Origin of the sequence: Pseudomonas svalbardensis, assembly GCF_030053115.1 — a bacterium.
Lineage (GTDB): Bacteria > Pseudomonadota > Gammaproteobacteria > Pseudomonadales > Pseudomonadaceae > Aquipseudomonas > Aquipseudomonas svalbardensis.
Genome location: NZ_CP125619.1, coordinates 4,936,618 through 4,949,327 on the forward strand (window position 1 = coordinate 4,936,618; position 12,710 = coordinate 4,949,327).

A 12,710-nucleotide genomic window follows, 5' to 3' on the forward strand; every position below is an offset into this window, starting at 1 on the left:
CCGCCACGCCATGACGCGCCAGCCAGCAAATAAAAATCTCGACCAATCTATAAAGAAAGGGCGCATCCGAAGATGCGCCCTTCTGGTCAGCCTTACTCAGCTTTAGGCGTTTCGCGCAGACGAATATGCAGTTCGCGCAGTGCCTTGGCATCTACCACACCCGGAGCCTGAGTCATGACGCAAGCGGCGCTCTGGGTTTTCGGGAAGGCAATCACTTCACGGATCGACTGGGCGCCGGTCATCAGCATCACCAGACGGTCCAGACCGAAGGCCAGACCACCGTGCGGCGGCGCGCCGTATTTCAGGGCGTCGAGCAGGAAGCCGAATTTCTCTTCCTGTTCCGCTTCACTGATACCCAGCAGACGGAATACCGACTGCTGCATTTCCTTGCGGTGGATACGGATCGAACCGCCACCCAGCTCGGTGCCGTTCAGGACCATGTCGTAGGCACGGGACAGAGCGGTCGCCGGGTTGGCTTCCAGTTCTTCCGGGGTGCACTTCGGCGCGGTGAACGGGTGGTGCAAGGCAGTGAAGCTGCCGTCGTCGTTCTCTTCGAACATCGGGAAGTCGACAACCCACATCGGCGCCCACTCGCAGGTCAGCAGGTTCAGATCGTTACCGACCTTGATCCGCAGCGCGCCCAGGGCTTCGCTGACGATCTTGGCTTTGTCGGCACCGAAGAACACGATGTCGCCGTCAACCGCGCCAACGCGATCAAGGATCACATTGAGGTTGGCTTCAGGGATGTTCTTGACGATCGGCGATTGCAGACCTTCAACGCCTTTGGCGCGCTCGTTGACCTTGATGTACGCCAGGCCCTTGGCACCGTAGATGCCGACGAACTTGGTGTAGTCGTCGATCTGCTTGCGCGGCATGCTTGCCGCGCCTGGAACGCGCAGAGCGGCAACGCGGCATTTCGGGTCGTTGGCAGGGCCGCTGAACACCTTGAAGTCGACTTCTTTCAGTTGATCGGCAACGTCAACCAGTTCCAGCGGGTTACGCAGGTCCGGCTTGTCGGAACCGTAACGGCGCATGGCCTCTTCGAAGGTCATGTGCGGGAAGTCGCCGAATTCCAGATCCAGCACTTCCTTGAACAGGTTGCGGATCATTTTTTCGGTGATGCCCATGATCTCTTTTTCATCGAGGAAGCTGGTCTCGATGTCGATCTGGGTGAATTCCGGCTGACGGTCGGCGCGCAGATCTTCGTCGCGAAAGCACTTGGCGATCTGGTAGTAACGGTCGAAGCCGGCGACCATCAGCAGTTGCTTGAACAGCTGAGGCGATTGCGGCAAGGCGAAGAAGCTACCTGCGTGAGTACGGCTCGGCACCAGGTAGTCGCGAGCGCCTTCTGGCGTGGCGCGGGTCAGAATCGGCGTCTCGACATCGAGGAAGCCGTTCTCGTCCAGGAAGCGACGGATGCTGGTGGTCATGCGCGAACGCAGACGCAGCTTCTCGAGCATTTCCGGACGACGCAGGTCGATGAAGCGATAACGCAGGCGGGTTTCTTCGCCGACGTCGGAGAACTCGTTGAGCGGGAACGGCGGGGTTTCCGCTTCGTTCAATACTTCCAGCTCGTAGCCCAGCACTTCGATCATGCCCGACGCCATGTTGGCGTTGCCGGCACCGGCCGGACGCAGGCGAACCTTGCCGGTGACCTTGACCACGTATTCGCTGCGCACGCGATCGGCGGCGGCGAAGGTTTCAGCGCGGTCCGGGTCGAACACCACCTGGGCCAGACCGTCACGATCACGGATATCGAGGAAAATCACCCCACCGTGGTCACGGCGACGGTGAACCCATCCGCAAAGGGTAATTTCCTGGCCTTCCAGGCTTTCGTTCAGTTGGCCGCAATAATGGCTGCGCATCATGGTAGTGGTTTCGCTTCTCGTAATTCGAAATTCGGTTGGAGACCTTGCTCATATCCTGCCCTTTTGAAAGGCGCCAGATGATGCAAGAGCTCGCACGTGTCGTTCAACTCAGGTTCAAGACCCTAGTCAGCTTTGTCGCCGCCGGCCAGATTCTTCTTGGAACCGGTCTTGAAATCGGTTTCGTACCAGCCGGTGCCGCTAAGGCGGAAGCCCGGCATGGACAGCATCTTCTTAAGCTCTGGCGCCTGGCAGGCAGGGCAGTCGACCAGCGGTGCTGCGCTGATCTTTTGAATGGCTTCCAACTGATGACCACAGGAAGCACATTGATAGTCGTACATCGGCATGGGGGTTGTCTCGGCGATCAGATTGCTACCGCACACGCTGGGTTTTGCGGCAAAGAGCGGGATTATATCCATTAAATGCAGCCTGTGCAGCCGTAAGACTGCACAGACCGACACTCTACCCATTCCACCCCTGTGGCTAAGGCATGGCGACGCAGCCGCCTTCCTTCAGGCTGTGCACGACGCACACAACCCGCACCAGCCCGGTGAAGTTCTTGACCCCGCCGTGACGCAAATGCACCTCGCGGTCTACATGGGACAACAGCGCACTGACCGTACAGCTGTTGACCTTGGCCATGTCGCCCAAAATATCCCAATAGACCTGTTCAAGCCGCAAACAGGTTGCAAAGCCATTCAACCGCACTGATCGGGATAAAGGCTGGGCCAGGCCCATATCAAATTCACTGACAAATGGATCGATCCTTATCTCCTTGACCGGACCGCCACTCCCCTCGCTTCGCCTGTCTTCGTAATCCATATCGTTGACACTCCTTTGTCATCCTTGCTTTTTTATAAGAGCAACAAGCTGTTTCTCTATAAAAGCGCAGGCGCAAAGTTATATCCAGATGACTTTATGACCATCAACGTAGGATAAGCCAACAACTGAAGGGCGATCATGGAGACCGTCCTACTCCAGATAATTTCCTACATGCTTGGGCGTAATTTCATTCAACAGAAAGACATTTAAAGTCACGAGAAGACAGGGCGCGAACAACACCCCAAGGGCGCCATCCGCGCACCAATATTGTTACTGATCCAGCAGGGAGCGCAGCATCCACGCGGTTTTCTCGTGGACTTGCATACGCTGGGTCAGAAGGTCAGCCGTTGGCTCGTCACTGACCTTGTCGAGCAATGGAAAAATCCCGCGTGCAGTACGCGTGACCGCCTCCTGGCCTTCGACAAGTTGCTTGATCATGTCTTCAGCGCTGGGCACACCCACCTCCTCCTTAATGGAAGAAAGGCGCGCATAAATAGAATAGGCACCCGGAGCAGGAAATCCGAGGGCACGAATTCGCTCGGCAATCGAATCGACGGCCAGGGCCAACTCGTTATATTGCTCCTCGAACATCAAGTGCAGGGTCCGGAACATCGGACCGGTGACATTCCAATGGAAGTTATGGGTTTTCAAATACAGCACATAGGTGTCCGACAGCAGACGCGAAAGTCCGTCAACGATGGACTTGCGATCCTCTTCACTGATACCGATATCGATTGCCATGCGTTTCCCCTAAAGGTGATGGAATTCATCCAGCAGGTGCAGGACCACTCTAGCAAGCCTACCGGCCCCCCGCAGCCCCGGGTTCTCTGCTTACCTGCGACAAATCGACCCTCAGGGCACCGCTGGACTGCCTGATTTGAGTAGCTGCAGGCTTTGCTGTTAAATAGGCAGTGTGTCGCTACCGCCTATTTTCCCGGGGCTGCGCATAGGCTGGTACCGGGTACGTGTCCAACGCCTCTTATTGTTCTGAAGCGAACCGTACTCAATCAGCTCTTCCTTGTGATCCGTCTTAACGTGAGTTACTCAAAATGTTGAAAATTGTCCACCTGCTAATGGGCGCAGCAGCCTTGCTGTTGTCCTTCATCCCTAGCCTGCGATCCGAAGCCGTACCTTACCTGCAACAACCTGATGCGCTGTACCTGGCCTTTTTCGGCCTGCTCAACCTCACCCTCGCTCCTGTTATCCCTTACTGGAACAAAGGCCCGCGTCATCAACTGCAAAACCTGGTCAGCGCCCTGCTGGTTCTGGCCGTCGTCCTGCAAACCCTGACGCTGATCGCGCCAATGCCTGTCATTGCCGGTCAACCTGCTGTTCTGTTCAGCCTGGTCGCTGCCCTGATTGCCGTTCTTCTGCACCTGGCCATCAGCTTCTACAAATCTTCACCGGCCGCCGCCTCGCCAAGCTATGACATGAGCAACCGCGATACCGGCACCGTAAAGTGGTTCAACACCTCCAAAGGCTTCGGCTTTATTTCCCGTGATTCCGGCGATGATATTTTCGTGCATTTCCGGGCCATTCGTGGCGAAGGTCATCGTGTTCTGGTCGAAGGCCAGCGCGTGGAGTTCTCCGTCATGAATCGTGACAAAGGCCTGCAAGCCGAAGATGTGATCGCCGCACTGCCGCGCCGCTGATCCAAGGCTAAAAAAAACCGCGAACAGCCTGGCTGTTCGCGGTTTTTTATTGCCCGTCAGTTGGTCACACTCAGTAATGCGGCGGTGGCGCTTCTTCTTCAAACGTCTCGAACTGACCGGCCATTTCCTCTTGCCGCTTGAGCAAGGCGGCCATTTGCAGTTGCAGGCGCTCAACCGCACGCTGCTGCGTCGCCAGCACATCACTCAATGCCTGGATGGTGTCATCCTGAAACGCCAGCTGGCTCTCCAGATCGGTAACGCGATCTTCCAGGCTCATGATTCAACCCTCCAGAAACGTAAAATTATCGGTCAATACCAGGCGCAACCGCTCGCGAATCAACTCGATCTGCTCTGAGCCATAAGGCTTGGCCGGGTGTTGACCCCAGACCGGCGCTGGCCAGGCGGCGTCCTCACGCTTGCGCACAATCACATGCATGTGCAACTGACTGACGACGTTACCCAAGGCCGCGACATTCAACTTGTCCGCGTCAAACGAGTCCTTGAGCATTTCCGCCAGTGCGGTCGTTTCCTGCCACAGCTGCTGTTGATCTGCGACATCCAACTGAAATATCTCACTGATATCGTCGCGACGTGGCACCAGAATGAACCAGGGGTAGTTCGAATCATTGGACAGCAGTAACCGGCACAGTGGGAAATCCCCGATCGGTAACGTGTCTTGTTGAAGCCGTGGATCTAAAGCGAACACTGCGCGCACTCCCGCCTGGTCATCATTTTTCAGCTTAGCGCCCATCCCGAGAGACGGCGCACCAAGCGACAGGACGGCAGCATACCTGCGAACGCCGCTGGCTTCACGACGAACCATGGTCGAAGCCAACCCGAGAAACTATAAACGACCGGTCACGCGCCCCGACATGAGTCATTTTCGTGCAGGACGCACCATTACAGAACCAGCAGCCACACAAAAAACGCTGAACTGACTGATAAACAACGACGCGTTCGAATTTGCCAAGCGGCCGCACTGTATGAATTCAGTACAGCGACTAAAATGTTTTGCACCAAAACCGCACAGTGCGTCTACGCTGAATCGGTCAGGTATCCGCCATCTACTCACTGGTGGGGTGAACCGGTAACATTTTTGGTTGTCACGCCGTCGGCCATGAGCGTACAACACGATGCAAACCATGGCGTCAAGCCCGAACAAAACGTGCTTGAACACCCCGGTTTTATGAGGTTTTTACAGCGACAGGCAAGCATTCAGAAAAAAAACCAGCAAGATTCTGATTTGTGCACGCTTGTTGCATTCACACCCACATCGCCTCTAAAGCGTCCGCTGGAAGTGGAAGCCTCAAGGCAAATAAAAACAGTGGCAGGGTTGCCCTATGGAGATTCAAGCGTTTCACCAGGGACTCTTTTTACCGATGCTCAGGCCCTGGAAAACAACGCTAAAAGTTGTCAGTCCGCTTGCGTCGGGGCTGTAAATTTGCGACATCTACCAAGCCGTTTGCGACAGGGTCGCAAAGAAGCTGAAAGGTTAGATGCCCAAGTATCGCCAACATGGTCGGCGTGATATAAGTTTGCGCCGACACAAAAAGAAAGAGCCGCCCAGATAATAAATCAGGTGGGACGGCAGTACTCTTCTAAAAACCAAAGGAGCAAATCACGATGCGCGTGATGAAGTGGAGCATGATCGCACTGGCAGTTGCAGCAGCAGCCAGTACTCAAATGGCTACGGCCGCACCTTTTGTAAGTGACCAGGCTGAAGCCAAAGGTTTTGTTGAAGACGCCAAGTTCGACTTGCTGCTTCGCAACTACTATTTTAACCGTGACAACAAAGATGGCAACGACGACCAAAAAGACTGGACCCAGGGCATTTGGGGCAACTTCAGCTCCGGTTACACCCAGGGTCTGATCGGCGTCGGCGTTGATGCATTCGGTTACCTGGCAGTCAAGCTGGACGGTGGCGACGGCACCGGTGGCACCGGCAACATGAGCCGTAGCGACACCCGAAATGCCAGCGGTCATCGCGAAGTCAACGACAGCCAGGGTAAAGCCGGCGGCGCCGTTAAATTGCGTGTCTCCAAAACCGAGCTGAAGTTCGGTGAAATGCAGCCAAGCACTTCTCCAGTGTTCGCTGTTGGTGGTTCCCGTGTCCTGCCGCAAACTGCCACCGGTTTCCAACTGCAGAGCAGCGAAATCAAAGACCTTGACCTCGAAGCTGGTCACTTCTACTCGGCTTCCAGCCAGGACAAGAACGCCAGTGATGGCGGCCTGTACGCAAACTACGCTGGCGTGGAATCCAATAAAATCGACTACTTCGGTGGCAAGTACGGCATCACCGACAACTTGAGCGCATCGCTGTACGGCGCCAAGCTTGAAGACATCTGGAACCAGTACTACGCCAACCTGAACTACACCATCCCAATGGGTAGCGATCAGTCGATTAACCTGGACGGTAACATCTACCGTACTACCGATACCGGTGATGCGAAGGTAGGCGACATCAGCAACACCACGTTTTCCCTGGCAGCCGCTTACTCGTTCCTGAAAGCACACACCATTACCCTCGGCTTCCAGAAGGTCAACGGCGACACTCCGTTCGACTACATCGGTGTGGGCAAGAACAACCGCGGCGGCGACTCGATCTTCCTCGCCAACTCCATCCAGTACTCTGACTTCAACGGTCCGAACGAAAAGTCTGCTCAAATTCGTTATGACCTGAAAATGGCCGAGTACGGCGTTCCTGGTCTGAGCTTCATGACCCGTTACGTTAAAGGCTGGGATATCGATGGCACCGGCCTGGCTGAGAACAGCGTGTACCGTAAAGAGGGCGGTGACCCACTGTACGGTGCAGACGGCAAACACAACGAAACTAACTTTGAAGCCAAGTACGTTGTTCAGTCTGGCCCTGCAAAAGACCTGTCCTTCCGCATTCGTCAGGCATGGCACTTCGCTAACGCCGACCAAGGTGAAGGCGATATCAAAGAGTTCCGTCTGATCGTTGACTACCCGCTGTCGATCTTGTAATCGCAAGCAATTAATTTGCGGTAACAAACAAAAGGCCCATCTTCGGATGGGCCTTTTTTATTGGCTTGTCAAAAATAAATCGGAAGACCGATCATTACACCGTTGCCGATTCCTGAACCACTCGAATCACCCGTTGTGGAAACGGAATATCAATACCCGCTGTCTTCAAACGATCACGGGCTTGTTCGTTAAACATGAACAGCACATTCCAGTAATCAGCGGTCTTGACCCACACTCGCAGCGAAACAGTGATCGAGCTTTCGCCCAGCATAGAAATGACCGCTTCCGGTGCCGGGTCAGTCAACACTCGCTCATCCTTGGCCAGTTCCAGCAACACTTCACGGGCCTTTTGCAGATCCGCGTGGCAATCCACACCTACATCAAACACTACTTTGCGTGTCGACTGACGGTTGGTATTGGTAATGATGCCGTTCGACAGATTACCGTTAGGCACGATGATGGTTTTGTTATCGCCAGTACGCAGCACCGTGTGGAAGATCTGAATGCTGTCGACCGTGCCGGCAACACCTTGGGCTTCGATCCAGTCACCAATGCGGAACGGGCGGAACAACAGAATCAGCACACCACCCGCGAAGTTCGCCAGGCTGCCCTGCAAGGCCAGACCGATGGCCAGACCTGCCGCACCGATGGCCGCGACGAACGAAGTGGTTTCCACCCCGATCATCGATGCCACGCTGACGATCAGCAGAACCTTGAGAATGATGTTTGCCAGGCTGCTGATGAAGCCTTGCAACGCCAGGTCGGCGTTACGCAGCGCCAACAGGCCGCCGAGCTTTTGCGTCACCTTGTTGATCAGCCACCAGCCGACGGCCAGAGTGATGACCGCCAGCAGCACGCGGCTGCCGTATTCCATGATCATTGGAAGCCAGGCTTGAGACGCCTTGACCAGGTTGTCTACTTCAGCATTCAAATCCATCTACATTCTCCTGGGTTAAGCATAATCCGGGTGGGAGCGGCGGTGCGACGATTCGACTTGCTCGCGAAAGCGGGGTGTCATTCAACAGTGATGTCGACTGATACGCCCTCTTCGCGAGCAAGTCGAATCGTCGCACCGCCGCTCCCACAAGGTTCCCGTCTGAAAGGTCAGTCGCGGAAGTTGTTGAACTGCAGCGGCATATCGAACGTCTTGGCGCGCAGGGCCGCGATGGCTTCCTGCAAGTCATCACGCTTCTTGCCGGTGATCCGCACTTGCTCGCCTTGAATGGCAGCCTGAACCTTGAGTTTGGCGTCTTTGACATGAGCGACGATTTTCTTCGCCAGCTCTTTGTCGATGCCTTCCTTGAGGACCGCTTCCTGCTTCATCAGTTTGCCCGACGCATAGGCATCCTTGACTTCAAGGCACTGCACGTCGATTTTGCGCTTGACCAGGGCCAGCTTGAGGATCTCAATCATCGCTTCGAGCTGGAAATCGGCTTCAGCGGTCAGGTTGACGGTCAGGTCCTTTTCCTTGAACTCGAAGGTGCCTTTGCCTTTCAGGTCATAACGACGATCGAGTTCCTTGACGGCGTTCTCGACCGCGTTGGTGACTTCGTGTTTGTCCAGTTCGGATACCACGTCGAACGACGGCATGTAATCTCTCCAATAAAAGGGCATGCTCGATCACGATGGAGCACGCCTGGCTTGCGGTTAAAATCCGCGCTGATTATAACGGGTCTTTCCCATCATTCACTGCGAGCCTCCCATGCGCGCGATAAACAGAGCAAAAAGCTGATGTCCACCACCTGGCATGTTCTGGGCGCCGGCAGCCTTGGCACCTTATGGGCCACTCGACTGGCGCGGGCCGGCGTGCCGGTCAAGCTGATCGTGCGGGACGCTGCACGCTTAGAGGCGTATGAAGCGGCGGGTGGGCTGACGCTGGTCGAACACGGTGAAGCGAAGTGCTATCCGGTGCCCGCCGAGACACCCGACAACAGTGAACCGATCAGCCGCCTGCTGGTGGCCTGTAAAGCCTACGATGCCGAGAAAGCCGTGGCCCAACTGGCATCGCGCCTGGCCCCCGACGCCGAGCTGATTCTGTTGCAGAACGGTCTTGGCAGCCAGGACGCCGTCGCCACGCAGTTACCGCAGGCACGCTGCATTTGCGCGTCAAGCACCGAAGGCGCCTTTCGCGATGGCGACTGGCGCGTGGTGTTCGCCGGCCACGGTTACACCTGGCTGGGGGATGCCGGGCATCCCGTGGCGCCGATCTGGCTGGATGACGTGAGCGCCGCCGGTATTCCCCACGAGTGGAGCACCGACATTCTGACCCGGCTGTGGCGAAAACTGGCGCTCAACTGTGCGATCAATCCGCTGACCGTGCTGCACGATTGCCGTAATGGCGGTTTACAGGAACACCACTGCGAAGTCGCCACCCTTTGCGTCGAATTGACCGAGTTGCTTGAGCGGTGCGGTCAACCAGCAGCGGCCGAGGACCTTCAACAGGAAGTCGAACGGGTGATTCACGCGACCGCCGCCAATTACTCTTCGATGTACCAGGACGTCGCGAACCAGCGCCGCACCGAGATCAGCTATCTATTGGGTCATGCCTGCAAAGTCGCCGCGAGGCATCAGTTGAACCTGCCGCACCTCAATCAACTTGAGCAACGGTTGATCACCCATCTGCACAGCCTTGGATTGCCCAGCGACTGAGCAGCGGCTACGCTGGCCACTTGTTCCTTTTCAGCGATGAACCTGATGCCATTGCGCCAGCGCCTTGAAAACCTTCCGGTCGGCCAGAAATTGCTGGCCGCCCTGCTGGTGCTGTTGACCACCGTCCTGCTGGTCGCCAACCTGACTTTTATCAGCGCCGCGTACTACATCTCCCAGGAAAGCATGGCCCCTCAGGCCTTGCAGACCATCGGCCGCCTGGTGTCCAACCCCAGCCTGGTGTCCGAAGCCTTGCAGTCACCGCAAAGCGCCGAACGCCTGCTCAATGAACTCAACAGCTATTCACCGCTGCGCGCGGCGGCCCTTTATAACGGCAAGGGCGAGCGTCTGGCGCAGTTGCAGCATGGCGAAAATCTGAGCCTGCCGGAGCGCTACCGGCACATCGAATCCTGGCAAGCCACCGAGTTTCGCAGCAATCAAGTGATCACCCTGCCCCGCCCCGGCACCGCGCCCGGCCACCTGTTACTGGTCGCCAGCAGCGAACTGCCGATGGCGTTCTACACCGGCACCCTCACCGCCAGCCTCGGGATTCTGATCTTCAGTGTGCTGTTGTGGCTGGTGATCGCCCGGCAGATCAAACGCCTGATTACCCGGCCGATCCATCAGCTCGAAGAGCTGTCCCGGCAAGTGACCCGGGAAGAGAACTACGCCCTGCGCGCCTCCCGCGGCAACCATGACGAAATCGGCAGCCTCGCCGAGGCGTTCAACACCATGCTCTCGCGGATCGAGGCCCGTGAGCAGCAACTCAAGCGAGCACGAGATGATTCCCAGGCCGCGTATGACCAGGCCCAGGGCCTGGCCGAAGAAACCCGTCATACCAATCGCAAGCTGGAACTCGAAGTCCAGGTGCGCAGCAAGATCGAGAAGAAGCTCACCGGTTTCCAGAATTACCTCAACAGCATCATCGACTCCATGCCCTCGGCACTGATCGCCCTTGATGAACAGCTCTACGTGACGCAGTGGAATCAGGAGGCCAGCGCCCTGTCTGGTACACGCCTCGACGAAGCCTTGAACCAGCCGATCTTCCTTGCCTTCGAACCGCTCAAACCGTTTCTGCCGCAACTCAAGCAAACCGTCGAACAGCACACGGTCGCCAAGATCGAGCGTGTCACCTGGTTCAAGGACGACGAACCCAAGCACTACGCGCTGACGTTCTACCCGCTGATGGGCGGCGCCGGTCGCGGTGTGGTGATCCGGATCGACGACATCACCCAGCGCCTGTCGCTGGAAGAAATGATGGTGCAGTCGGAAAAAATGCTCTCGGTCGGTGGCCTCGCCGCGGGCATGGCCCACGAGATCAACAACCCGTTAGGCGCGATCCTGCACAACGTGCAGAACATTCGCCGACGCCTTTCGCCTGATCTGCCGAAGAATCTCGAACAAGCCGAGCAAACCGGGATCTCGCTGGATACGGTCAACAAATACCTGCAAGCGCGCGAAGTGCCGCAGTTGCTCGACGGCATTCAACAGGCTGGCGCCCGGGCGGCAAAGATTGTCACGCACATGCTCAGCTTCAGTCGCCGCAGCACCCGGCAAATGGCCCCGTGCGACCTGCCGGCGCTGATCGATCAGGCGGTGGAAATCGCCGGCAACGACTTCGACCTGGCGATCGGTTTCGACTTCAAGGGCCAGGCAATCATTCGCCAGTTCGATCCAGCATTGGGGCCGGTGCCCGGGACCGCGAACGAACTGGAGCAAGTGCTGCTCAATTTGCTGAAAAACGCCGCGCAGGCGATTCACCAACGTGAAGACGACCGCGAGCCGGGACGGATCATTCTGCGCACCAAGCTGAATCCACCCTGGGCGGAAATCCAGGTGGAGGACAACGGCATCGGCATGAGCGAGAGTGTGCGTAAACGCACCTTCGAACCGTTCTTCACCACCAAGGAGATCGGTCAGGGCACCGGCCTTGGCCTGTCGGTCTCGTATTTCATCATTACCAACAACCACAAGGGTCAGATGGAAGTGCAATCGACCCTGGGCCAAGGCACGTGTTTCACCTTGCGCCTGCCCTTGGCGGGCACCCCGCTCGTCTCTCAAGAACTCAATCAGCTATCGAGGTAACCATGGGCTTTCGCTTGTCGAAGATTTACACCCGCACCGGCGACAAAGGCGAAACCGGGCTGGGCGACGGCCGCCGCGTGCCCAAGGACCATCCGCGGATCGAAGCCATTGGCGAGGTCGATACGCTGAACAGTCAGGTGGGTGTGCTATTGGCCGGGTTGGCGGCGGAAAGTGGCACCTATCCAGGATTGAACGAGGTGATCGAGGTTTTGGCGCCTTGCCAGCATCGGTTGTTTGATCTGGGTGGCGAGTTGGCGATGCCGGTGTATCAGGTACTGAACACGGCAGAAGTCGAACGTCTGGAAGCGGCGATTGATGTGTGGAATGAAGAACTGGGGCCGCTTGAGAATTTCATTCTACCGGGTGGCTCGGCGTTGATTGCCCAGGCTCATGTGTGCAGAAGCCTGGCGCGCAGTGCCGAGCGACGGTGTCAGCAATTGAATGCCGTCGAACCGTTGGCTGGGGTTGGGTTGGCGTATATCAATCGGTTGTCGGACTTGTTGTTTGTGGTGGCGCGGTTGATTGCCAAGCGGCAAGGGATTGCCGAAATGTTGTGGCAACCGGCGACCAAACCAGAGGTTTAATCGGCGCCTGTCACGCCGTCTTCGAGAGCAGGCTCGCTCCCACATTGGATCTGTGTGCGCCACAATCCCGT

Annotated in this window: 14 protein-coding genes; 6 read left to right on the plus strand and 8 right to left on the minus strand. The window is 56.9% G+C overall.

What is annotated here, in order from left to right; all coding sequences use genetic code 11:
* Window positions 1-92: 92 nt before the first annotated feature.
* The 4 genes from aspS to QFX16_RS22865 form a co-directional block, all read right to left on the minus strand.
* Window positions 93-1,868: an aspartate--tRNA ligase gene (gene aspS, locus QFX16_RS22850; protein ID WP_283181445.1), complete on the minus strand. Its 1,776-nt coding sequence runs from the start codon at window positions 1,866-1,868 to the stop codon at window positions 93-95.
* 122 nt (window positions 1,869-1,990) lie between these two features.
* The gene (locus tag QFX16_RS22855; protein ID WP_010457489.1) at window positions 1,991-2,212 is read right to left on the minus strand and encodes an FmdB family zinc ribbon protein; all 222 of its coding nucleotides are present in this window, start codon (window positions 2,210-2,212) and stop codon (window positions 1,991-1,993) included.
* A 136-nt stretch (window positions 2,213-2,348) separates the two neighbouring features.
* Window positions 2,349-2,687, minus strand: a complete 339-nt coding sequence (locus tag QFX16_RS22860; RefSeq protein ID WP_283181446.1) for a ribbon-helix-helix domain-containing protein — start codon at window positions 2,685-2,687, stop codon at window positions 2,349-2,351.
* A gap of 270 nt (window positions 2,688-2,957) precedes the next feature.
* Window positions 2,958-3,428: a Dps family protein gene (locus tag QFX16_RS22865; RefSeq protein WP_129437851.1), complete on the minus strand. Its 471-nt coding sequence runs from the start codon at window positions 3,426-3,428 to the stop codon at window positions 2,958-2,960.
* 308 nt (window positions 3,429-3,736) lie between these two features.
* Between QFX16_RS22865 and QFX16_RS22870 the strand changes: the two genes are divergently transcribed.
* The gene (locus tag QFX16_RS22870) at window positions 3,737-4,339 is read left to right on the plus strand and encodes a cold-shock protein (protein ID WP_111451443.1); all 603 of its coding nucleotides are present in this window, start codon (window positions 3,737-3,739) and stop codon (window positions 4,337-4,339) included.
* A 70-nt stretch (window positions 4,340-4,409) separates the two neighbouring features.
* Here the strand turns inward: QFX16_RS22870 and QFX16_RS22875 are convergent, their stop codons facing one another.
* Window positions 4,410-4,616, minus strand: a complete 207-nt coding sequence (locus tag QFX16_RS22875) for a SlyX family protein (protein ID WP_056741397.1) — start codon at window positions 4,614-4,616, stop codon at window positions 4,410-4,412.
* A 3-nt stretch (window positions 4,617-4,619) separates the two neighbouring features.
* Window positions 4,620-5,045: an HIT domain-containing protein gene (locus QFX16_RS22880; protein ID WP_283181447.1), complete on the minus strand. Its 426-nt coding sequence runs from the start codon at window positions 5,043-5,045 to the stop codon at window positions 4,620-4,622.
* 411 nt (window positions 5,046-5,456) lie between these two features.
* On the opposite strand from QFX16_RS22880, the gene QFX16_RS22885 reads away from it, so the two are divergent.
* Window positions 5,457-5,867 carry a hypothetical protein gene (locus QFX16_RS22885; protein ID WP_283181448.1) on the plus strand — a complete coding sequence of 137 codons (411 nt, stop codon included), beginning with the start codon at window positions 5,457-5,459 and terminating at the stop codon, window positions 5,865-5,867.
* A gap of 95 nt (window positions 5,868-5,962) precedes the next feature.
* Window positions 5,963-7,324: an OprD family porin gene (locus QFX16_RS22890; RefSeq protein WP_283181449.1), complete on the plus strand. Its 1,362-nt coding sequence runs from the start codon at window positions 5,963-5,965 to the stop codon at window positions 7,322-7,324.
* Window positions 7,325-7,418: 94 nt separating this feature from the next.
* Here QFX16_RS22890 and QFX16_RS22895 read toward each other — a convergent pair whose 3' ends face one another.
* Both QFX16_RS22895 and QFX16_RS22900 read right to left on the minus strand, forming a co-directional pair.
* Window positions 7,419-8,261 (minus strand): mechanosensitive ion channel family protein, encoded by an 843-nt coding sequence (locus tag QFX16_RS22895; RefSeq protein ID WP_283181450.1) that lies wholly within the window; start codon window positions 8,259-8,261, stop codon window positions 7,419-7,421.
* Window positions 8,262-8,428: 167 nt separating this feature from the next.
* Window positions 8,429-8,914: a YajQ family cyclic di-GMP-binding protein gene (locus tag QFX16_RS22900; protein ID WP_007906601.1), complete on the minus strand. Its 486-nt coding sequence runs from the start codon at window positions 8,912-8,914 to the stop codon at window positions 8,429-8,431.
* A gap of 141 nt (window positions 8,915-9,055) precedes the next feature.
* Here QFX16_RS22900 and QFX16_RS22905 point away from each other — a divergent pair, with 141 nt between their 5' ends.
* The 3 genes from QFX16_RS22905 to QFX16_RS22915 are packed head-to-tail and all read left to right on the plus strand — an operon-like array spanning window position 9,056 to window position 12,639.
* Entirely contained in the window at window positions 9,056-9,973 is a 918-nt protein-coding gene (locus QFX16_RS22905) for a putative 2-dehydropantoate 2-reductase (protein ID WP_283181451.1), read from the plus strand.
* Between the two features lie 45 nt (window positions 9,974-10,018).
* Window positions 10,019-12,055: a sensor histidine kinase gene (locus QFX16_RS22910; RefSeq protein WP_283181452.1), complete on the plus strand. Its 2,037-nt coding sequence runs from the start codon at window positions 10,019-10,021 to the stop codon at window positions 12,053-12,055.
* A 2-nt stretch (window positions 12,056-12,057) separates the two neighbouring features.
* On the plus strand, window positions 12,058-12,639 hold the full coding sequence (locus tag QFX16_RS22915) for a cob(I)yrinic acid a,c-diamide adenosyltransferase (protein WP_283181453.1): 582 nt from the start codon (window positions 12,058-12,060) through the stop codon (window positions 12,637-12,639).
* Window positions 12,640-12,710 lie beyond the last annotated feature (71 nt).